Here is a 19,626-nt window from a genome sequence, read left to right as displayed (position 1 = left end):
AGGGAACAGACACCCCCTCGGAAGGTCTGACCTTCCGGCCGGTACACGTTCCAACGAACGGTGTGCCCCTGGAGACATCGAGGAATCCCGTGGTCCCTACCGCCACCATGCAAACGACCGCGCACGCCGTGCCCGCCACCTTCCAGCCCGCCCCCCGTATCGCTATCAGTCTCCGTCTGTCCCGCTCGGATGACGCGTCAACGTCGCTCGATGTGCAGCGCAAGGCGTGCCATACGTCCATCGAGCTTGCAGGGTTCGACCCGAGCACCGCCGTGGAGTTCATAGACGACGGAGTGTCCGGCGCTACCCCGCTCGCCGACCGCGAGGGCATGTCCGGACTCATGGAGTACCAGCCGACGCACGTTTGGGCGTGGAAGCTGGACCGGTACAGCCGCAGCGTGCGCGAGTTCCTGCAACTGGTCGAGTGGGCCGAGACCCCTAACAAGCGGGTCATCCTCGCCACCGCAGACGGATCGCTGAACACTGCCACCCCGGGCGGACGACTTATCGCGCTCATCCTGGTTGCCCTCGCCGAGTGGGAACGCCAGATGATGACCGAGCGCATTTTGGCCGCGCACCAGGAACGGCGGGAACAGGGCCGATGGATCTCCGGTGCGGCACCCTTCCCCTACAAGATCACGCGCGAGCACCCGAAAGCCCCCGCATACCTTGACGCTGACAGCGCCATGGTTCCGATGGTCATAAAGGCCGTGGGCGAGTTGCTGGCGGGCGGGAACATCACCAGCACCGCGGAAATGGTCCCCGTGGGTCGCCACCAGTGGCGCAACCTGCTTATGGGTGTGGTGCTGCGCGGGTGGCGTATGCACAAGGGACAGCTAGTCGTACAGAAGGACGGCGTTACCCCCGTGCAGTTCGCGCCGGAAGTTCTCGACGCGGTGACGTACGCGCGGCTACAGACTCGCCTTAAGGAACTTGCCAACGGCGAGAAGATCAACCACGCGGGCACTCCCCTGTTCGCTGACTACGTGTGGTGCGGTAAGCAGGGCTGCAAGATGAGCGGCGGTGTCACGAAAGGGGGGAAGCAGCTTTACAAGTGCGTCAACGGGCACATCACGATTCTGGCCGAGATCCTGCACCCCCGCATAGCCGAGTCCTTCCGGGAAAACTTCGGCATGGAACGTCTCTTCACTGCGGTGCATAAGGGCGGGGTGGATCACACAGCGTCGCTCGCGGACCTTGAGTCGTCTCGGCAGCGCATCATGTCGGCTATCGCCCTGGTGGACGGTCCCTCGCTCGCTGACCTGACAACCAAGCTGACCGAGACCAACGCCACCATCGAGCGGTTGAAGGCGGAGCACGCGCCCGAGGTGACGACTACGTACGTCCAGACCGACACCGCCATGTTTGAAGCATGGGACGGCGGCAGTGCGGACCAGCGCCGCAGCATGGTCGCGGACAAGGGGCTGCACGTGGTGATAGCGCCCCGCTTCACCGTGGCGGACCGCGTTGACCTTCGGTGGGGGGTGTTCGGGGATGAGTACACGATTGCCCCCGCCGGTAACCGGCGAGCGGTGCGCAACAACCCCGCCCCGAAGATCCTCACGCCGAGCGCGTAGCCGCGCAGCAGCCCGAGACAGCCCCGGACCGGTCCCCGTGACCGCCGGGGCTGTTTCACGTTTCACGTCGTGCTGAAACCCACCCGCGGGCCCGCGAGAGTTCCTAGGCTCGGCCCATGGACTTACTGACAGACGACGACGTACGCGCGACCCTCGCCCCGCACGCCGACCGGCGCGGAGCCGTGGGCCGCCTCTACGACACGGGGACGATTGACCAGGACACCGCCGCAGACCTCGGCGCGCTCATCATCGAACTGACCGACGCGGGGCGGTTCGATGACGCGGACCGTGTGGGGAAGGTGCTCGGGTATGCCGAGCGGACGGGCGAGCGCGAGCCGGTCCCGGGGTGGTCCCGTGGATGACCTGACGGACAACGACGTACGCGAGATCCTGCGGGACCACCGCGACGGGGGCCCGATCAGTCGCCTGTACGCAACCGGCGAGATCACAGCGGACACGATTCCCGCTCTCGGCGTGCTCTCGACCGAGCTGGACGAGCGAGGCGAGAACGAGACCGCGGAACGGCTCGGGGACGTGATCGGCTACGCGAACGGAGCCGGCGAGCGGCCCCCGGTGAAGGGGTGGACGAGCAAGGTGTGACCGACCGCCGATAGGCTCGCGCTGCCCCGTACCGATATGGAGTGTGCGGGGTAGGGCTGGTGCCTTACAGGCTTGTCCTGGGATGGAGTACGACCAGACCGACCGCCCCGGTAGTCCTCGCGGACCGCCGGGGCTTTCTGCTGCCCGCACACGGGCGCGTGGGGCCCTCGCCGGCTCGCCCTCGGGCGGGGCCGCCCTACAGCGGTGGTGCGAAGAGTGTTGAAGTGACGACTTTTTGCACTGTTCTAGAACCCATAAGAAAACCTAGAGAGAAGAGAAACCGGGGTCACGGGCGACACCACGTCACCGAGACACACCCCGGGGAATCCACTGGTCCCTACTACTCCCGGAAGAGGGAACGGAACGGTGCGAGTCCGAGTCCGCTACGGCGGACGGGAATCCGCTGGTCCCTACCACTCCCGGGAAGAGGGAACGGCGAGTCCGAGTCCGCTACGGCGGGCAGGAATTCGCTGGTCCCTACTACTCCCAGAAAGAGAGCGGGATTACCGCGCACCCACCCCGAGGGGGAAACCGGCGGTCCGAGTACCCGCACTCTTTCAGCGTTGCCCGTGCACCACGCACCCCGGAAGGGGTGGCCGCAGGGGTCGTGAGGCAACGCGTACGGGGGACTGCACCGCCCACCAGTAACCGCCCCTCGGGCGCTGAACAGGGTTGTAAGTCCGTGCAGTCCCCCACGTTGTCCCGACGTTCAATGAGCGCCAGGACGACACCATGCCCGCTGACCCAACGGCAGAGGTGCGCGGTACCGGCCCCCTCGGGGAGAACCGGAAGCAACCCGCAGAGTTCCCGAGTTCGAGTCTCGGGGCGGGCACGCAACAACAGACGGACCGGTCCTCGGTCTACTCCGCGGGGCGCAGGACTTCCCGCACACGGTCCAGCCCGACGCGCCGAATCAGGGGCGCAACGGGAACGCTGAACTTCACTCCGGGCTCGTCGCCAACGTCGATGACCCGTTCCGGGAACAGCCCCTCGCGGGCTTGGACCAACGCGTCCTCGGGGTCCATGTCGAGCACTTCCGCCGCTTTGGCGAGCGGGACCGTGGGAGGTAGTTCGTAGTCGGGTGCGCTGCCGTTCCCGTCGCCTCGCACGGTCAACACGATGTCGCCGAGCGGGTCCATTCCGCCGCTCACGGTGGGCCGTTCATCACTGGTCATGGCTTCAACGCTACTGACCGCGGGGACCGTCCGCACCGCACTTGCCGACCCGCACGGGGGCAGTGACCAGAACTCACCCCAAGGGGTCGCACATGCGCTGTATCGACTGCACCGAGCCCGCGACCCATCGGGGCCGCTGCAAGACCCACCACGGGGCGTACGAGGGGCGACCGAGTGTCCGCACCCGACGAGCACGGGGGCGACGGCGAGCCAACCGGCACGCTGCTGCCGCGAGGCTCCGCCGGCGAGTGCAGGAGAAGGGGACCGCGTGGTGTGACTGGTGCCTGAACGACTTCCCCGCAAACGGGGTGGACGTGGACCACGTGCGGCCCCTCGGGCTCGGTGGCGAGGACATAGACAGCAACGTTCAGGTCTTGTGCCATCTGTGCCACCAGCTCAAGACCGATACCGAATTCGGCGGTGTCCGTGACGTGGCTTAGCGAGTCGTACGAGCACGGCCCCGAGGACGTGGAACGGCTCGCCGCTGTGGTGGCTGCTCTCGCTGCTGCCCCGCCCCGCAACGTGCTGGTCGTCAGTACGGCCGAGGACAGTACGAGTGCCGCAGCTATGCGCCCCACTCAGGACTACCTAGAACGGGTCCACGCTCGGCACCGTGCCGCATGGGGGCCGGTCCTCGCTGCTGCTGTGCGGTTCTGCGAGGACACCCCCGCCCCTGGTGCTGGTGCCCCCCGTGCCGCGTAAGCCCCGCCCCCCGTGCTCTGTACCCGGGTGCCCCGAGCTGACCACGGGCGGGCGCTGTGCCAAGCATCGACGCGAGGCCGAGCAACAGCGCGGGACGAGTGCGGAGCGGGGCTACACCACACGGTGGCAGCGCACGCGTAAGGCGTACCTGTACCGCAACCCGTGGTGTCTGCTGTGCGGTCGCACGGCCGTGGTCGCCGACCATTTCCCCTTGTCTCGGCGCGAGTTGGTGGCACAAGGGGTGAGCGAGCCGGACGCGTTCAACAGGCTCCGTCCGCTGTGCACGCAGTGTCACAACCGCGAGACCGCGAAACGCCAACCTGGTGGTTGGGCTGCCGCAAATGCGAAGCCAATTCGGACATAGGGCGCAGCCCGACCAGGGGGGTACTCCCCTCTCCTCCCGCTCCAGATCGGCAGGGAGGCAAAAAACTCGCATGGCTCATTGGGCCGTTTCGGTGGAGGTGACTTAGCGTGGCAATTCCCGGGCAGAAACCCAAGCCCCACATTCAAGCGGTCCGCGAGGGCACTTACCGCCCCGACCGCAATTCCGAGGGCGCGACGTTCGCCCCGCTCTCCCCTGTCGAGCCCGATTGGGCCGAGCTACTTCCGGGGGACGCGTCAGCCGATGTGCGGGTGAAAGCCGCGGACGTATGGGCGAGGACGATTCCCGCCCTGGTGTTCTCCGCTGGTCTCACCGACCCGCAGCGAGAGACAGCCATTGAGTATTGCGTGACGGTCGCCCGACTCTGGCAGGCCGAGCGCGAGTTGAGCCGTTCCGGCCTGGTGGTCGAGACGGAGCGCGGGAACGTTAAGTCCCCGTGGGTGACGATTGCTGGTCAGTACCGGTCGCATTTTCGGTCGCTGGTCGGCGAACTCGGGCTTAGCCCCGCGTCAGCCACGCGGATTACCCCGCCGGAAAGCGGGGGCGATGATGACGGAGTCTTTGACTGACGGGCTGCCGGTCCCGTATGACGCGCTGCTAGAACTCGGGGTGACACCCGAGGAGATATCCGCGGCGCTCGCCTCGCGGCCCCTGGTGGTCACTGTGCAAGCCTCGCAGGCTCCGGGCGCATTCTTCGATGTACCGTCCGCGCGGCGCGCTCTCGATGCCGTACAGAGCTTCCGGCACACAAAGGGACGTTGGGGCTCTACTCGGCTCAAGCTAGACCCGTGGCAGGTCGTTTGGGTGATCGCGCCCATATTCGGATGGCTCGCCCATGACGACGAGTTGGGGCGCGCGGTGCGCGTTATCCGCTCGGCGTGGATCGAGGTACCCCGCAAGAACGGCAAGAGCACGCTTAGCAGTGGTATCGGGCTGGTGCTGCTGCTCGCCGACCGCGAGATAGGCGCGGAGGTTTACGCGGCTGCCGGCTCACTGCCGCAGGCTGAAAGAGTCTTTGACGATGCTAAGCGTATGGCGCTGACAAGTCGCGCTGTGCGAGGACGTGTTGAAGTGCTGCGCGGGCTTATCCGCGTTCCCCGTACCGGCGGAGTCTTCCGGGCCCTCTCGAAAATCGCTGAAACCGCACACGGGTTGAACGTGAGCGGGGCCATTGTCGATGAAGTCCACGTGCACAAGCGGCGTGACCTTATCGACGCTATCGAGACCGGTACGGGTGCCCGAGATCAGCCGTTGGTCATTTTCATTACGACTGCCGACGAGGGCATTGAAGGCTCGATTTACGACGAGAAACACACGTACACCCGCCGCTGTGCGGATGCCGTGGTTTTCGACCCCGGGCATTACGGGGTTATCTGGGCTGCCGAGGAAGGCGACGACCCTTACGCCGAGGCAACTTGGCGGAAGGCTAATCCGGGGCTCGGCGCTTCCCCCTCGCTGGCTTACATGCGGCGCGAGGCGAATAAGGCCAAGTCCACACCGAGCTACTTCCCCACCTTTTGCCGACTGTCTCTTAATCGCCGTATGCGCTCGTCCTCGCGTTGGCTGCCGCTGACGTTGTGGGACGAGAACAACGGCAGCGTAGACGAGAACCGGTTCCGCTATCGGCGGGCATGGGGCGGGGTGGACCTGTCCGCGGTCTCTGACCTTTCCGCGTGGGTGCTCGCTGTCGAGTCCCGCAAACCGGGGGTCGAGCTGGAATTGATCTCGCGTTTCTGGTTGCCCGAGGAGCGAATAGACGAGCTAGAGGCACAGCTACAGGTGCCACTCAGGCAATGGGCGGACGATGGCCTGTTGACCCTCACCGAGGGCGACGCCATCGACTACGGGGCGATTGAGAAACAGATCATTGCGGACTGTCGCCGGCTCGACGTGCAGCGGATTTCGTACGACAGAATGTTTGCCGGTCAGCTCGTCCAGCGCGTTGAATCGAAAACCCGCGGCGTGGACCTGGTGCCGATTGCGCAGACGTATCTAGGCATGAGCCCCGGCAGTAAGGAACTTGAAAGGCTGCTCCGCGAGGGCCGTCTACACCACGGCGGAAACCCGATCCTCCGTTGGAATGCAAGCGTGGTCGAGGTGTACCGGGATGGAAACGACAATCTCCGCCCGGTGAAACCCGACCGCGGGAAGTCGAGCGCCCGCATTGACGGGATCGCAGCAACGGTTATGGCGCTGGACGGTTATGTCCGCCGACCGCTTAAGCGGGCCCGTGCTGCGAGCGCGTAGCACAAGGGGGGAAGCATGGCGGAGACACCGCTACAGATGACAGAACGGCTGTACGGCAAGCTACAGCGCCGCAGGCACGAAGCTAGCAAGTGGTCAAAGGCGTACGAGGGTGACCGCCCTCTCTTGTTCGCATCGCCGGAATTCAGCACGCAAACCGGCGGACTCTTTGACGAGTTCTCCGATAATTGGTGCGCCGTGGTTCCCGACGCAACCGTTGAACGGCTCATGCCTATTGGCTTCCGCCTGGAGGACGGGACGATTGACAAGGAGGCCGGTAAGGCGTGGAAGCGCTCAGAAGCTGATGTGGAGATCGGCCTAGCGTTGCTCGAAGCCCTGATTACGGGGCGCTCTTATGCCCTGGTCTGGAACAACTCCAATGGCAGTTGAGATCACCTTTCAGCACGCATCTAACGCCATAGTCGAGTACGTCCCCGGTCGTCGCCGGCTCCGGAAAGCGGGGCTGATGACATGGCGGGACTACGACACCGAATTTGCAACGCTGTTCACGCCGAGCATGGTCTACCGGTGGCAGCGTCCGACCCGCGAGGGCGGGCAATGGACCGGCCGCACCGCGGGGCTTTCCCGGGGCGAGCCGAGCCACATACCGAACCCTCTCAAGGTGGTGCCGCTGGTCGAGCTGCCGAACCGCTCGCGGCTGCACGGTAAGCCCCGATCCGAGATTGCGACGGTCCTTCCGCTACAGGATGCCGTGAATACCTTGTGGGCTCACCTCATGACCGCATCGGACGGTTTGGCGCTGCCCGCTCGGGCGGTGCTCGGAATGGACCGGCCCGTCCGCGAAATCACGGACCCCGATACGGGGGAAGTGGTCGGCGAGGAGGATCTACCGCTAGACCGGTTCCGGTCTGACCGCCTGCTGTGGCTTGAGAAACAGGGCGCGTCCATAGCGGAATTCTCCGCCGCTGATCTTGACAACTACTTGCGGGTTATCGGCGTGGCAGTCGAGCACATCGCCGCGCAGACCCGCACCCCGCCGAGCTATCTAGCGGGCACCCTGGTCAACGTTTCACCCGATGGCGTCGCCGCAAGTGAGGCGGGGCTAGTCGCAAAGGTCACGGAGCGACAGCGCCATTTCGGCTCTGGGCTCCGCGAGATCATGCGACTAGAGGCACTGGCACAGGGCGAGGCTCGGCGCGCGGAATCCCTCGCGCTCGGCTCCGTGGTGTGGCGAGATCCGCAGTTCCGCAGTGACGCCCAATACTCCGATGCGCTGGTTAAGTTGAAGAGTATCGGCGTGCCGGATGAGGCTCTGTGGGAGCGCATTCCGGGGGTCACTCCCGACGAGATCGAGCGTTGGAAGCAGATGCGCACGGATGCCGCGGGGGCAATCCTCGGCGGGGACATGTCCTCGCTGTTCGGGGTGAAGCCCGACCAGGGCGAGGGCGACGACCAGGCCGACGAAACCGAGGACGCCGAGGGGGCCGCCTAGTGTCCCGCATGGCGGATTTGGCAGCCGAGCGATACACCCAAGTCCAGAGCGTTTCTCGGGCTGTTGTGGAAGCGATTCAGGGGCTTTGGCGGGACGTTCCCGCGGACCGCATTCTGTCCGCCATGCAGGGAGAGGCGGGGCGGTCAATTCTCGCCGCAGTGACCGCCGGACAGCTTTCCGCCGTACAGGGTGCCCAAGCGTTCGTCGGTGCCGCTATGGCGGCCCAAGGTGCCGTTGCGGCCCCGCTCGGTCTGCTCGATCCCGCGGCACTGGTCGGAATCGCTGCGGACGGTCGTCCCCTCGCCTCGCTGCTGCAACTCCCCGCCATTACCACGGCTCGGGCACTGGCAGCCGGCGAGAGCGCCGAACTCGCGGCGGCCCGAGGGCTTACCCAAATGGCCATGATGGCAAGCACGCAGATTGCCGACGCGTCCCGTACGGCTACGACTATCGGCATGGCAGCGCACCCGCGCTGTATCAGCTATGTGCGCGTGGTGCGGCTGCCCGCGTGTGCCCGTTGCGTGATCCTGTCGGGCCGTCAGTACAGCTATTCCACGGGCTTCAAGAGGCACCCCCGCTGTGATTGCGGAATGGAGCCGATGACGGATGCCGAGTGGAAGCAGACCAAAAGCCCCGAGGACTTGTTCCGCGAGATGAGCCCCGCAGAGCAGCGGAAGCGGCTCGGGGAAGCGGGGGTCAAGGCTCTGGAGTCGGGGGCTGATCTCGGGCAGATCATCAATGCCCGCCGAGGAATGGCAACGGCGGTGACCGGTCGGGGCCCGATGAAAGTCACGACCGAGGGCACCACCAAACGCGGTATCGGGGCTAAGGCCATGGGTGCCACGTTCGAGAAGGTTCCGGGCCAGAAGTACGAGCGGGCCCGCGAGGCTCGGCTAATGCCAGAGAACATTTTCAAACTCGCCGGTGACAACCGCGAGCACCAAATAGCCATGTTGAAGAAACACGGCTACATCGTTTAACAGGGGGATTACCGATGGCAGATGACCCGCAGAACACCCCGGGCAACGGTCCCGAGGACGAGCGCCAGGGCGAGCCCGGTACGGCTACCGGCAGTGAGCGCCAGGGCGAGGCGGGCAAGGGGGCCGAGGGCGACCAGGGCGACGCGGTGAAGACCGCCGAGACCGCCCGAGCGGCTGCCGAGAAGCGAGCGAGCGAGGCGGAGCAGGAGGCCGCGCGGCTCCGCCGGTCGAACGCAGCGACCAGGGGCACCGACCTTGACGCGCTCCGTTCGGAGGTACGGGCCGAGTTCACGGAACAGCTCGTCCGCGCCGAACTGCGCGCGGCTGCTGCGGGCAAGCTCCGTGATCCGGCGGACGCTCTCGCGCTGCTGGACGTGGCCTCGCTCGCCGGCTCCGGGGGTGACATCGACGCTGCGGCGGTGGCTGCTGCCGTGGACCAGCTCGTCAAGGACAAGCCGTATCTTGCGGTCGCCGACCAGGACGGCCCCGCCCCGATGTGGGGCGACGTGGGGGCCGGTCAGCGAGCGACCGCGGAGCCCGAGCCCGCCACCCCGCTTGACCGTCTGCGGCGCGCGTACACCGCCTAGCGCCCATTCCGCAGGAACGATCCTGCAACCCATTCCAGGGGACGCACCGTAAATAGGTGCCGTCCCCTTTTTCATGCCCAAAATCAGGGGGAATTCAACACATGGCACTGACTCTTCCCGAGGCTGCCAAGCTCTCGACCACAGATCTCCAGCGGGGCGTTATCGAAACGTTCGTTCAGGAGTCCAGCATTCTGGACCGGCTGCCGCTGCTCACCATCGAGGGCAATTCCTACGCGTACAACGAGGAAGCGACGCTGCCGGGCGTCCAGTTCCGTGCGGTGAATGAGGCTTACGCCGAGTCCACGGGCACCGTGAACCAGAAGTCCGAGTCTCTTGTGATTCTCGGCGGTGACGCGGACGTGGATAAGTTCATCGTGAAGACCCGCGGCAATCTCAACGATCAGCGCGCCATTCAGACGCGCATGAAGATCAAGGCCGCCGCGTATAAGTTCCAGGACGCGTTTTTCAACGGTGACGTTGCGACCGAGCCCAAGGGCTTTGACGGTCTGCGCAAGCGTCTGACGGGCGCTCAGGTCATTTCTGCGGGCACGAACGGCGCTCCGATCGTTGGTGACGGTAAGGAAGATCCTCAGAAGTTCTTTGACCTGCTCGACCAGCTCATTGGGCAGGTCCCGGGCCTGACCAACGCTAACGGCGCGCTCTACGCCAACCGCGCGGTTATCGCCCGGATCAAGTCCGCGGCGCGTCGTGTCGGTGGTTACGAGATGGTCCGCGAGTCCCTTACCGGAAAGATGGTCGCCACGTACAACGGCGTCCCGCTGCTCGACCCGGGCCAGACTGCCGCGGGGGCTGACATTCTGCCGCAGGCGGAAACTCAGGGCACCGCAACCGACGCGTCGTCCATTTACGCGGTGCGGTTCGGCCAGGCCGAGGACGACCGCGCGGTTACCGGTCTGACCAACGGCGGTATTCAGGTTACGGACCTTGGCGAGATGGAATCCAAGCCCGCTTACCGCACCCGAATTGAGTTCTACACGGGTCTTGCCGTTTTCGGCGGCCGTGGCGCTGCTCGCCTTAACGGCGTCCTCGCCAAGTAAAGGGGGTTTGGATGCCTCCGCGTAAGCGGGCAGTGTCCGCCCCGAAGATTCCGCACACGGATTCTTGCGGTGCCCCGGAACGGGTCGAGAGCTTTCCGGTTTTCGACTCGTCCGGGGCCCCGCGGAGTGTGGCGCGGTGTCTGGCGTGCGGCGCTCAGACAGTGAAGTGAAAAGGGGAGGCAACGCGTAATGGCACTCCCCGCATTGGCCACGCTGGACGAACTCTCGGCGTGGATGCAGCGCGAGCGGGACGAGCTTCCGTCCTCGGCTGCCCTGGTGCTCGACACCGCGTCCGCCATCGTGCGGGCAGAGGCTCGGCAGCGCTTCACCAGGGGGACGACCACGGTTGCACTTGCGCCGCGGGAACAGGTGGTGTCGCTGCCCCAACGACCGGTCGTCTCGGTCGAGTTGGTCCGCGCTGGTGGTCGAGCGCTCCGCCCGGATGAGTACCGGCTGTGGCGTGACCAACTGTGGCTCGGCTCGCTCGGGCTCGGCCCCGTGGTCGTCACGTACACCCACGGGTACGGCGACGTTCCGGCGGACGTGCGCGCCATCGTGCTCACGCTCGCCGGCCGGGTGCTGACCAACCCGTCCGACCTACGGCAAGAGTCGGTCGGCTCGGTGTCGGTGACCTACGCGGCCGAGACCATCGGCGCGAGCCTCGCCCCCATCGAGCGGGACCAGCTCGCCCGGTACCGCCCTCGGGCTGCCGTGGTGCAGCTCGGCAAGGGGCCGCCCTGGTGACGCTCCACTACACACAGACGGTCGTGATCCTGCGGGCCCCGTTCGTGGTGGACCGGTACGGCAACGAGACCAGCGAGCGGGATTGGTCGAGCGCGACCAGGACGACCGTCCGCCGGGTGTCGGTGCAGCCGGACACGTCCGCCGAGGACGACGGGGACCGCCCCGCGGTGACCACGGGCCTACGGCTGACTACGCGCCGCGGGGTCGATATCGACCTGATGCCGGGTGATCGCGTGGTGGCCGTGGGCCGGCTGCTGGACACCGATGGGGAGGTTGCGCGGTGGGTCGTCGGGGGGCGACTGCACCACGCAGAAGCACGGTTGAAGGAGGTGAACGGCTAATGAGGTTCCGGCCCAACAGGACCGGCATTAACAGCTTTATGAAGACCCCTGAGACAGGGCGCGAGGTCGAGCGGATTGCCGAGCGCATCGCGTCGTCTGCTGGTGGCTCGGGGGGCGACTTCCGGACCGACTCGGCTCTAGGCACGCGACGTTGGCGCGCTGCGGTCATCGGCAATTACGAGAAGCACAACGACGCCGAGGGCACCCGTAGCGCGCTGCTGCGCGGGATGGACGGCGCGTAAATGGGCCGTCCGGTGGTTGTCATGCCGGATGCGGTGGCGGTGGTGACGGGCTATCTCCGGGGCGCTCTCAAGGCGCACGGTCGGCCCGTTCCTGTTGTCTCCCGCATCCCTTCCCCGCGGCCCTCGGCATTCGTCCGGGTGCAGCGCATCGGGGGCACGCAACAGACCCCCGTATCGGACCGTCCTCGGCTCGATATTCACTGCTGGTCCGAGAGCGAATCCGGCGCGCATGATCTCGCGGCGCTCTCCCGCGCATTGCTCGGTGACATTCCCGGGGTGCGCGACGGGGTGACGGTCTACCGGGTCACCGAAGTTGGGGGCCCGATGTGGCTGCCCGACGACCAGACCAGCGCCGCACGGTTCGCGTTCGCCGTGGAAATCCACATGCGCGGACGCGTTCTCTAGAAACACCTTTCACTTACTACGGGGGGACACCTATGCCTCTAAACGCTAATGCCGTAAGGGTGGCGATTACCGGCGCTGCCTATGTGGCGGTGCCTAAGTCCAAGCTCCCGACCGACGCAACGACCAATTGGGACGCAGCGTTCACGGATATCGGATGGATCTCGGATGACGGGATCACCGAATCCAACTCGACGGACACAAGCGAGATCAAGGGTTGGCAGGGCGGGCAGACCGTCCGGAAGGTCATCAGCTCGTCTGAAATGACGTTCTCGTTTACCGCCATCGAGACCAGCAAGACCGTGCTTGAGCTTTACCACAAGGGCGCAAAGGTCGTGACCACGTCCGGTAAGAGCGTCCTTGCTATCAAGGCTCCGGGACCGGACAAGCGCGTCTTTGGTTTCGACGTGATCGACGGTAACTCTCATATCCGGATCGTGATTCCGGACGGCGAGGTCACCGAGACCGGAGACATTACCTATAAGGGTGATGAGGCTCTGTCGTACGAGCTGACCATTACCGCTTACCCGGGTGCTGACGGAACGGTCGCAATTAAGTACAGCGATGACCCCGCGTGGGGCACGACTCCCGCCCCGTAATTCCGCGCAGAAACGTTCCGTCTAGCACAGTAAGAGGCACAGCACGTGAGTAACGCATTCGACCTTGACGTCTATATCAAGGAAGCACGTAAGGAACCGTTCCGGTTCACCCTGGCTGGCCTGGTGTTCACGATGCCCGCAGCCGGCGAACTGGACAAGAAGATCCTTAAGGCCGTGAACGTCGATAATCCGAACGCCACGGATATTGAGACGCTGCTCAAGTCTGGTCTTGCCGACCAGTGGAAGCAGTTTGACGAGATTCCGGCCCCGATATCTGCTCTCGGTGAGCTGTTCCGGCAGTGGCAGAAGCACGAGGGTGTTCCCCTGGGGGAATCCTCGGCCTCTGCCGACTCCTGACCGAGTACGGCGAGGCCATAGAAGCGGACTTGCAGCGGTATTACGGTACCGATCTGCGCGACCTGTTCACGCCCGGATCGGGGCTGACGTGGCGTCGGCTCCGCGCCCTGGTAACGGGCCTTCCTGCTGACTCGGCATTGGGCCGCGCCATGGTCGGCCCTGACTCTGTCTGGACGCTGGAAACACAGCTACTCGCGGCGGTTCATGACCGCTTGAGCGAGGCCAATTGGCAGCGCGGTAACGCGGGCTCGAAAACACCGAGTCGGCGACCGCATCCCATTCCCCGCCCGGGTGTCAACTCGGGCCGAATCGGCGGGACGAAACGCGACACACAAGAGGTCGCCGCGTATCTCGAACGGTTCCAGCCGGACACAGGGGGGTGATCCGGCATGGCTGTTGAAGTGGGAATGGGCTATGTCTCCATCGTCCCCGAGGTGCAGGGTTTTGCGGGGGAACTGCAAAGACAGGTCACGGGCCCCGCAGAGTCCGCGGGGCAAGAGGGCGGGCAGGCAGCCGGCGAGGGCTTTACCGGCAAGATGGGCGGCATTCTCAAGGGCGGTCTAGCCGCTGTTGGTCTCGCGGCTGCTGCGGTCCTGACCAAGGGTTTCATGGACGCGCTCGACCAGGGCGCTATTAACGGCAAGCTACAGGCGCAATTGGGGACGACACCCGATGTGGCTGCCCGTTACGGAAAGGCAGCGGGTCAGCTTTACGCCCACGGGGTTACGGACTCGGTGGAGGAAGCGGCCGAGTCGATAGCCGGGGTCATGCGGTCCGGCATCCTTCCGCCCGATGCGACCAATGCACAGATCGAGTCGATAACCGGGAAGGTCACCGACCTTTCTAAAACCTTCGATCTCGACTTGGGGCAGACAAGCAATGCCGTTGGGCAGATGCTCAAGAACGGTCTTGCAAAGGACGGCACGGAAGCGCTCGACATTCTGACCGCCGGAATGCAAAAGATGGGTCCGCGCGCCGATGACATGGCGGACACCATGAACGAGTATTCCACGAAGTTCCGGGATCTCGGATTGTCCGCCGCGGACGCCATGGGGCTCATGTCCCAGGGAATGCAGGCTGGTGCACGCGATACCGATACGGTCGCGGACGCTCTCAAGGAATTTCAGATCCGGGCAACCGACGGGTCTAAGTCCAGTAAAGAGGCGTACGAGGCTATCGGCCTAAGCGCCGAGGGCATGACCAAGAAGATAGCCGCGGGCGGCCCTGGTGCCCGTGAGGGACTGCAACAGGTCCTTGACGGAATCAAGGCCATTAAGGACCCGGCAGAACGCAACGCGGCTGCTGTCGGACTTTTTGGAACGAAAGCCGAAGACCTCGGACAAGCCCTTTTCGCTCTCGACCCGAGCACCGCCGTAAAGGCACTCGGAGATACGGGCGGCGCCGCCGAGAAAATGGGCGACGCATTGCACAACAATGCGGGTGCCCGGATCGAGCAATTCAAGCGCGGGCTAGAAGTCGGCCTGACGAATTTCATGGGCGACAACGTCATACCCGCGCTCATGTCTTTCGGTAGTTTCGTCGGTACGACATTCGGTCCCGCACTGAGTGCCGGTAAGGACCTGGTGTCGGGTTTTTTCGGGGTGTTCTCCGGATCAGCCGGCGGGGGCTCCATTACCGCTTTCGGGCAGTCGCTCGCCACCGCGGGGGCAACCCTGCGAGACGCGTTCATGCCCGGATTGCAGGGGCTCGTATCGCTTGCACAAACAACCCTGCTGCCCGCTCTAAAGGGGCTCGGGGACGTTCTGTTCAATCAGCTCGTACCCGCGTTTATGACGCTCTATACGAACGTCGTAGGGGCGGTGGTGCCGATTCTCTCGGCGCTCGGTCGCATTCTGCTGGAAGTCATTTGGCCCGCAGTGATGCGCGTCTATGCGTCCGTGGTCGAGAATCTGCAACCGATCTTTTCGGCCCTGTCGGAATTCATCACAACTCGCGTCGCCCCTGCCGTTCAGATGATCGGCGAGAAGCTGCGCGAAGTGGTCGAGAAAGCGCGCCCGCTTATCGAGGTAGTGACCTCGGTGGTGTCGTGGCTTGCTCGGCTCGCGGCGGACATTCTCGGCGCTGTGATACCGGTGATTATCCGACTGGCGGGCCCGATTTTCTCGGGCTTGTTTTCGGCTCTCGGGACCGTGATCGGCTGGATTGGGAAGGTCATCGGGTGGCTGTCGTCCATGGCGACGGGTGTCCGTGATGCGGGACGCTGGATAGCCGATTTCTCGTCCGCTGCTATCCGGAAATTCGGTGAATTCGTCAATTGGATGCGCGGACTTCCGAAGCGCATCAAGGATTCGCTAGGCGATTTCGGCCGTCTGCTGCTCGACAAGGGCGCGGATCTGGCCCGTGGTATCTGGGAAGGTATCAAGGGCATGGGCGGTTGGCTCCGCGACAAACTTGTTGGCTGGGCCAAGTCTGCCATTCCTGGTCCCATTGCTGACGCGCTCGGAATCAATAGCCCGTCCACGCTTATGCGGGACGAGATCGGCCGTTGGATTCCTGCGGGTGTCGTGGACGGTATCGACGCGGAACAGAACACGTTGGACGCACGGATTCAGTCCATGGTCAGCGTGCCCCGCATCGACCCCGTACGCCTCGCTGCGCCCTTGCGGGCCCCGGCAGTGAGTCAGGCCCGGGACAAGGCTCTAGCGGCCCTTATGCGGGCGCTGGACGACGAGCGGGCCCGGGAAATCGTGGTCCGCATCGGAGAGACAGAGATAGCCCGTGCGGTCGCTGCCGGGCAACGCCAACTCGCAAGGAGGTGAGTCAAGTTGGGAATGTGGATCGGACGCCCCGGATCACTCCGTGAGATCACGGACGGCGCGTCGTCGTTCGACCGGTCGCCTGATCTCGCGGTGACCGAGTTCCGGTCCCTGGCGGGGGGTGTCACGACATGGGCACCCCCTGCCCGCCCTCGCCGGCTGAAGCTGGCATGGGAAGCGATGCGACAGGACGACGTGCGCCACCTGGACCGGCTCGCGCGTCGGCTGGACCAGCTCGGCCCCGTGGCCGTGGTGGACCCCCTCGCGGGGAACTTGCTCGGCGGGGGGCAGGCTGCGGGGCTCGGCGACCCTGGGCGGTGGGAGGTGTCCCGCGCGTCCGGCTCGGCGGACATCATCCTGTACGGCGGTGGATACGGGGAGTACATCCCCAACACGGTGTCGGTCGAGGCGCTGCCCGCGTCGAACGGGCCTGACCTGCTGTGGCAGCACCCGACATGGAAGGGCTATCCGGTCACCGCGGGCATGGTCGTGACCTGGTGGGCCCCGGGCCTTATCGCGTCAGGGGCCTCCCTCGCACAGCTCCGTATCGAGTGGTACGGCGCAGACGGAAAGCTGATCTCTACCGGCACGACGAACGCGCCCGCGGTGCCGATGGTGCGCCCCGTGCCCGCCCTCGCCGCGTACGCCCGTCCGGCCGTCAGGTTCTCGGCTAAGGGCATGTGGGTCATGGGTGAGTCGGTGTTCGCCCTCGGCGACGTGTCCGCCCCGCTGCTGGCCGGCGACCGTCCGACCGGCGACGGCACCCCGGGGTACAGCATCACGCGATACAGCCACGCGGCGACGGACGGGGACGGCGCTTACCGGGATATCGGCCTAGAGCTGGTGGAGGTGAGCGGACCGTGAAACCAGGCGACCAGTTCATTACGGCTGCCCTCGCGGCAGGCGAGCGGTACGCGGCCAACTCGACCAGGCTCGGCGGTCAGGACATGAGCCGACAGGTTGAGTCCTGGTCCCTTGACCGCAGCTACGGGACAGACCTCCCCGCAGCGATGCGCGCTTTTAACGGCGTGTCCTCGGCACAGCTCGACGTGACGCTGACCGGAACGGGCGGGCAGACCGCACCCGCGCTGTACGGGCCGTGGGCCCCTCGCCAGACGAGCGACGCCGTACGCCCCGGGCAGTCCGTGACGCACGGGTGGGGCGTCAACGGCATGATCCCTGACGGGTTCCGGGGAACGGTCCGGGCCCGCAGTGCCGAGAGCGGTACGGACACAGTGAGCGTGAGCGCGCTGGACGGAGCCGAACGCGTGCGGCAGCCCGCCCAACTCCCCCGCCCCGATGGGGCGTTCAATACCAACCCGGGTGCTACGTGGTCCAACTGGGCAGCGTCGCCCGTGTGGGTGGTGGACCACCTGCTACGCGGTGCCGGAATCCACACCGCCCCGCCCCCGAGACCGACCAGCATTCTGCACGTGCCCTTTCACGGGGGCGCTGCGCCGAGTCTCGGATACCTAGAGGCAATGGGGCCCGGATTCGATTTCTGGCAGACGACCGACGCACCGTTTGAATCCGCGGTGGAAGGGGGCTTCGACTTCCTGACGACCGGGACGTATATTCCGGCGCTGCTGCCGGTCAACCGGCGCTCTGACGGGTTGTGGTTCGAGACCTGGGCGGACACGTCCGGGAACCTGTTCAGTGATCAGATCATTCAGTTCGGTTCGTCGTGGGAAGCGTCTGCGGGCGGGACCACCTACTACGTAACCTTTCGTGTCAACTTCACTCAGGGCACGATGACCGCGTACAACGGCACCAACGCCGACCCGACCAAGAATCAGAATGTGGGGTGGACGTGGACCCCGCTTAAGGATTGGGGCCGGTGGCACGTCGCGGTTTGGGTGACGTTCTCGACAACGGGTGTCCCATCGTTCATTCCGGTACTCACCGACAAGAACGACACGGTGCAGGCTTTCGGCGTGGGCACCCTCGGGACGACTCCGATTCCTGCGGGCGCAATGGTGAACACGACTTTCGGCGTACAGAACATGCGCGCCGAATGCTTTCAGATATCGCAGCACACAGCGCGCCCTACCACACTTGCTCAGGTGACACAGAACGGGACGTGGAAGCGTACGGCGTCCCTTGACAAGCCCGTGTTTCCGCTGCGCGCCCTGCCGAATGTGAGCGGGTCCGCGTGGGACGTGATCACGGAGATTGCCCGCGCCACGATGGCTACGGCCGAGTTCGACAGTGATGGGTTTTTCAAGTGGCGGAACCACACCAGGTGGACCACTGTTCCTACAGCTGCGGATTTGACCGTCACGGCTCGGCGCGAGTTGGGCAAGCTGACCGTTACCGAGGAAATCGACGCGTGCCGGAATCACTGCACGGTCAAGTGGTCAAACTGGGCGCGGGTCGTCGCATCGAATATCACCACCGTGCGGGACACACCCTCGCCGATTGCCATTGCGGCAGGGGCGACGATCACGCGGACTATCTCGGTTGACGATGACATGTTGGACCCGAGAGCGCCGAGGACAGCAGCCACGGACGGGGCGGGGTCACCGAACCGAATCAGCATCCGTGCAACGGCTGTTGCCACGTCCGCGGCGGTCCTCGGAGCCGTGGAAGTGCGCGTCACCCGAGCCGGCGGGCTGGTCACGCTGACCGCGCGGAACCGGGGCGCGTCCACGGTCTACTACCACGGGGCCTCGCTGCTCTCGCTGTGGACGTCCGACGCGAACAAGCCCGTTCCGTCGCTGTGGTCGGCATGGAATACCAACAGCCAAGCCCTTTACGGGGTGCAGACATACGAGCACGACGTAAAGGACTGGATACAGGATTCCGATTCGGGGCGGGCCCTCGCCGAGGCAATCCGGAACGCGGGCGCATTCCCGCCGCCGCTGCTGCAACAGGTCGAGATCCTGCCCGATCCCCGGATTGAACTCGGGGACGTGGTGCGCGTCGTGGATACGACCGGCGCGCAACTCGAAACCCTGGCATGGGTCATCGGGAACAAGACCGCGGGAAGCGGTGCGCGAATCACGCAGACGCTCACGCTCCGGGGCACCGCAACCAATGGCACACCGACCGACACCGGATTGACCCCGGACCCGCCTACCCGTCCGGGTGCGCCCCCGCCACCGTGACCATTCGAGGGGGAGACATGGACGAGAACGACGACCAGCCGCTAGGCGTGCGCATCGGGGCCCGCGAGATCTACGACGAGGTTGTTGGGCTCCGCGGGGACGTGCAGCGGCTCGGGCAGCAGGGGGAAACCGTGGACGAGACGCTAGAGGATCACGAGACGCGCATTAGGGGTCTTGAGAGCGAGCGGGGGAAGTTCGTTCTTCCCGTCGCCCTGATTACCGCTGTGGCGACCGTGGTTGCTGCGGGACTGACCGTCGCACGCCTCGCCGGCTAGAGAGCCGAACAGAACCACCAGCCC

Annotated in this window: 23 protein-coding genes; 22 read left to right on the top strand and 1 reads right to left on the bottom strand. The window is 65.3% G+C overall.

Annotated features, from left to right (window positions below):
• The 3 genes from ACZ60Q_RS35180 to ACZ60Q_RS35170 all read left to right on the top strand — a co-directional run.
• Positions 1-1,577, top strand: a 1,577-nt coding sequence (locus ACZ60Q_RS35180; RefSeq protein WP_469641639.1) for a recombinase family protein, incomplete at its 5' end; no start/stop codon positions are given.
• Between the two features lie 116 nt (positions 1,578-1,693).
• Positions 1,694-1,939 carry a hypothetical protein gene (locus tag ACZ60Q_RS35175; protein ID WP_469641638.1) on the top strand — a complete coding sequence of 82 codons (246 nt, stop codon included), beginning with the start codon at positions 1,694-1,696 and terminating at the stop codon, positions 1,937-1,939.
• A complete protein-coding gene (locus ACZ60Q_RS35170) occupies positions 1,932-2,177 on the top strand; it encodes a hypothetical protein (RefSeq protein WP_469641637.1) in 246 nt (81 codons plus the stop codon). Before ACZ60Q_RS35175 ends, ACZ60Q_RS35170 begins: the two co-directional genes overlap by 8 nt.
• Positions 2,178-3,037: 860 nt before the next feature.
• Here ACZ60Q_RS35170 and ACZ60Q_RS35165 read toward each other — a convergent pair.
• The gene (locus ACZ60Q_RS35165) at positions 3,038-3,352 is read right to left on the bottom strand and encodes a hypothetical protein (RefSeq protein WP_469641636.1); all 315 of its coding nucleotides are present in this window, start codon (positions 3,350-3,352) and stop codon (positions 3,038-3,040) included.
• A 92-nt stretch (positions 3,353-3,444) separates the two neighbouring features.
• Between ACZ60Q_RS35165 and ACZ60Q_RS35160 the strand changes: the two genes are divergently transcribed.
• From ACZ60Q_RS35160 to ACZ60Q_RS35070, 19 genes are all read left to right on the top strand, one after another.
• On the top strand, positions 3,445-3,792 hold the full coding sequence (locus ACZ60Q_RS35160; RefSeq protein ID WP_469641635.1) for an HNH endonuclease: 348 nt from the start codon (positions 3,445-3,447) through the stop codon (positions 3,790-3,792).
• Positions 3,779-4,054 (top strand): hypothetical protein, encoded by a 276-nt coding sequence (locus ACZ60Q_RS35155; protein ID WP_469641634.1) that lies wholly within the window; start codon positions 3,779-3,781, stop codon positions 4,052-4,054. Before ACZ60Q_RS35160 ends, ACZ60Q_RS35155 begins: the two co-directional genes overlap by 14 nt.
• A gap of 471 nt (positions 4,055-4,525) precedes the next feature.
• Complete coding sequence (locus tag ACZ60Q_RS35150) at positions 4,526-5,005, top strand: P27 family phage terminase small subunit (protein WP_469641633.1); 480 nt, start codon at positions 4,526-4,528, stop codon at positions 5,003-5,005.
• Positions 4,998-6,683, top strand: coding sequence for a terminase large subunit (locus ACZ60Q_RS35145; RefSeq protein ID WP_469641632.1), 1,686 nt, complete (start codon positions 4,998-5,000; stop codon positions 6,681-6,683). Before ACZ60Q_RS35150 ends, ACZ60Q_RS35145 begins: the two co-directional genes overlap by 8 nt.
• A gap of 15 nt (positions 6,684-6,698) precedes the next feature.
• Positions 6,699-7,070, top strand: a complete 372-nt coding sequence (locus ACZ60Q_RS35140; protein ID WP_469641631.1) for a hypothetical protein — start codon at positions 6,699-6,701, stop codon at positions 7,068-7,070.
• Positions 7,060-8,133 (top strand): phage portal protein, encoded by a 1,074-nt coding sequence (locus ACZ60Q_RS35135; RefSeq protein ID WP_469641630.1) that lies wholly within the window; start codon positions 7,060-7,062, stop codon positions 8,131-8,133. Before ACZ60Q_RS35140 ends, ACZ60Q_RS35135 begins: the two co-directional genes overlap by 11 nt.
• An 8-nt stretch (positions 8,134-8,141) precedes the next feature.
• Entirely contained in the window at positions 8,142-9,113 is a 972-nt protein-coding gene (locus tag ACZ60Q_RS35130) for a VG15 protein (RefSeq protein WP_469641629.1), read from the top strand.
• 14 nt (positions 9,114-9,127) lie between these two features.
• Positions 9,128-9,700, top strand: coding sequence for a hypothetical protein (locus ACZ60Q_RS35125; protein ID WP_469641628.1), 573 nt, complete (start codon positions 9,128-9,130; stop codon positions 9,698-9,700).
• A gap of 101 nt (positions 9,701-9,801) precedes the next feature.
• Positions 9,802-10,758: a major capsid protein gene (locus tag ACZ60Q_RS35120; protein ID WP_469641627.1), complete on the top strand. Its 957-nt coding sequence runs from the start codon at positions 9,802-9,804 to the stop codon at positions 10,756-10,758.
• A gap of 189 nt (positions 10,759-10,947) precedes the next feature.
• Positions 10,948-11,502 (top strand): hypothetical protein, encoded by a 555-nt coding sequence (locus tag ACZ60Q_RS35115; RefSeq protein WP_469641626.1) that lies wholly within the window; start codon positions 10,948-10,950, stop codon positions 11,500-11,502.
• Positions 11,499-11,843 carry a hypothetical protein gene (locus tag ACZ60Q_RS35110; protein ID WP_469641625.1) on the top strand — a complete coding sequence of 115 codons (345 nt, stop codon included), beginning with the start codon at positions 11,499-11,501 and terminating at the stop codon, positions 11,841-11,843. Before ACZ60Q_RS35115 ends, ACZ60Q_RS35110 begins: the two co-directional genes overlap by 4 nt.
• Before the next feature lie 38 nt (positions 11,844-11,881).
• On the top strand, positions 11,882-12,085 hold the full coding sequence (locus ACZ60Q_RS35105) for a hypothetical protein (protein ID WP_469641624.1): 204 nt from the start codon (positions 11,882-11,884) through the stop codon (positions 12,083-12,085).
• Positions 12,086-12,106: 21 nt separating this feature from the next.
• Positions 12,107-12,490, top strand: a complete 384-nt coding sequence (locus tag ACZ60Q_RS35100; RefSeq protein ID WP_469641623.1) for a hypothetical protein — start codon at positions 12,107-12,109, stop codon at positions 12,488-12,490.
• Between the two features lie 32 nt (positions 12,491-12,522).
• The gene (locus ACZ60Q_RS35095) at positions 12,523-13,086 is read left to right on the top strand and encodes a phage tail tube protein (RefSeq protein ID WP_469641622.1); all 564 of its coding nucleotides are present in this window, start codon (positions 12,523-12,525) and stop codon (positions 13,084-13,086) included.
• A gap of 45 nt (positions 13,087-13,131) precedes the next feature.
• Positions 13,132-13,443 (top strand): hypothetical protein, encoded by a 312-nt coding sequence (locus ACZ60Q_RS35090; RefSeq protein ID WP_469641621.1) that lies wholly within the window; start codon positions 13,132-13,134, stop codon positions 13,441-13,443.
• 389 nt (positions 13,444-13,832) lie between these two features.
• Complete coding sequence (locus ACZ60Q_RS35085) at positions 13,833-16,223, top strand: phage tail tape measure protein (RefSeq protein ID WP_469641620.1); 2,391 nt, start codon at positions 13,833-13,835, stop codon at positions 16,221-16,223.
• A 177-nt stretch (positions 16,224-16,400) separates the two neighbouring features.
• Positions 16,401-17,084, top strand: a complete 684-nt coding sequence (locus ACZ60Q_RS35080) for a hypothetical protein (RefSeq protein ID WP_469641619.1) — start codon at positions 16,401-16,403, stop codon at positions 17,082-17,084.
• Entirely contained in the window at positions 17,081-19,327 is a 2,247-nt protein-coding gene (locus ACZ60Q_RS35075; RefSeq protein ID WP_469641618.1) for a hypothetical protein, read from the top strand. Before ACZ60Q_RS35080 ends, ACZ60Q_RS35075 begins: the two co-directional genes overlap by 4 nt.
• A gap of 17 nt (positions 19,328-19,344) precedes the next feature.
• A complete protein-coding gene (locus tag ACZ60Q_RS35070) occupies positions 19,345-19,602 on the top strand; it encodes a hypothetical protein (protein WP_381971009.1) in 258 nt (85 codons plus the stop codon).
• Positions 19,603-19,626: the final 24 nt, after the last annotated feature.

This window comes from Streptomyces sp. NPDC104313 (genome assembly GCF_055583985.1).
Note: the sequence above shows the minus strand (reverse complement) of the source record. Positions and strands in the feature narration are given on the sequence as shown.

Excerpts from the sequence above, each read along its gene's own strand:
- ACZ60Q_RS35105 (WP_469641624.1), top strand. The coding sequence starts at position 11,882 with ATGAAGACCCCTGAGACAGGGCGCGAGGTCGAGCGGATTGCCGAGCGC.
- ACZ60Q_RS35120 (WP_469641627.1), top strand. The coding sequence starts at position 9,802 with ATGGCACTGACTCTTCCCGAGGCTGCCAAGCTCTCGACCACAGATCTC.
- ACZ60Q_RS35130 (WP_469641629.1), top strand. The coding sequence starts at position 8,142 with ATGGCGGATTTGGCAGCCGAGCGATACACCCAAGTCCAGAGCGTTTCT.
- ACZ60Q_RS35125 (WP_469641628.1), top strand. The coding sequence starts at position 9,128 with ATGGCAGATGACCCGCAGAACACCCCGGGCAACGGTCCCGAGGACGAG.
- ACZ60Q_RS35100 (WP_469641623.1), top strand. The coding sequence starts at position 12,107 with ATGCCGGATGCGGTGGCGGTGGTGACGGGCTATCTCCGGGGCGCTCTC.
- ACZ60Q_RS35160 (WP_469641635.1), top strand. The coding sequence starts at position 3,445 with ATGCGCTGTATCGACTGCACCGAGCCCGCGACCCATCGGGGCCGCTGC.
- ACZ60Q_RS35175 (WP_469641638.1), top strand. The coding sequence starts at position 1,694 with ATGGACTTACTGACAGACGACGACGTACGCGCGACCCTCGCCCCGCAC.
- ACZ60Q_RS35085 (WP_469641620.1), top strand. The coding sequence starts at position 13,833 with ATGGCTGTTGAAGTGGGAATGGGCTATGTCTCCATCGTCCCCGAGGTG.
- ACZ60Q_RS35080 (WP_469641619.1), top strand. The coding sequence starts at position 16,401 with ATGCGACAGGACGACGTGCGCCACCTGGACCGGCTCGCGCGTCGGCTG.
- ACZ60Q_RS35165 (WP_469641636.1), bottom strand. The coding sequence starts at position 3,352 with ATGACCAGTGATGAACGGCCCACCGTGAGCGGCGGAATGGACCCGCTC.
- ACZ60Q_RS35095 (WP_469641622.1), top strand. The coding sequence starts at position 12,523 with ATGCCTCTAAACGCTAATGCCGTAAGGGTGGCGATTACCGGCGCTGCC.
- ACZ60Q_RS35070 (WP_381971009.1), top strand. The coding sequence starts at position 19,345 with ATGGACGAGAACGACGACCAGCCGCTAGGCGTGCGCATCGGGGCCCGC.
- ACZ60Q_RS35140 (WP_469641631.1), top strand. The coding sequence starts at position 6,699 with ATGGCGGAGACACCGCTACAGATGACAGAACGGCTGTACGGCAAGCTA.
- ACZ60Q_RS35135 (WP_469641630.1), top strand. The coding sequence starts at position 7,060 with ATGGCAGTTGAGATCACCTTTCAGCACGCATCTAACGCCATAGTCGAG.
- ACZ60Q_RS35115 (WP_469641626.1), top strand. The coding sequence starts at position 10,948 with ATGGCACTCCCCGCATTGGCCACGCTGGACGAACTCTCGGCGTGGATG.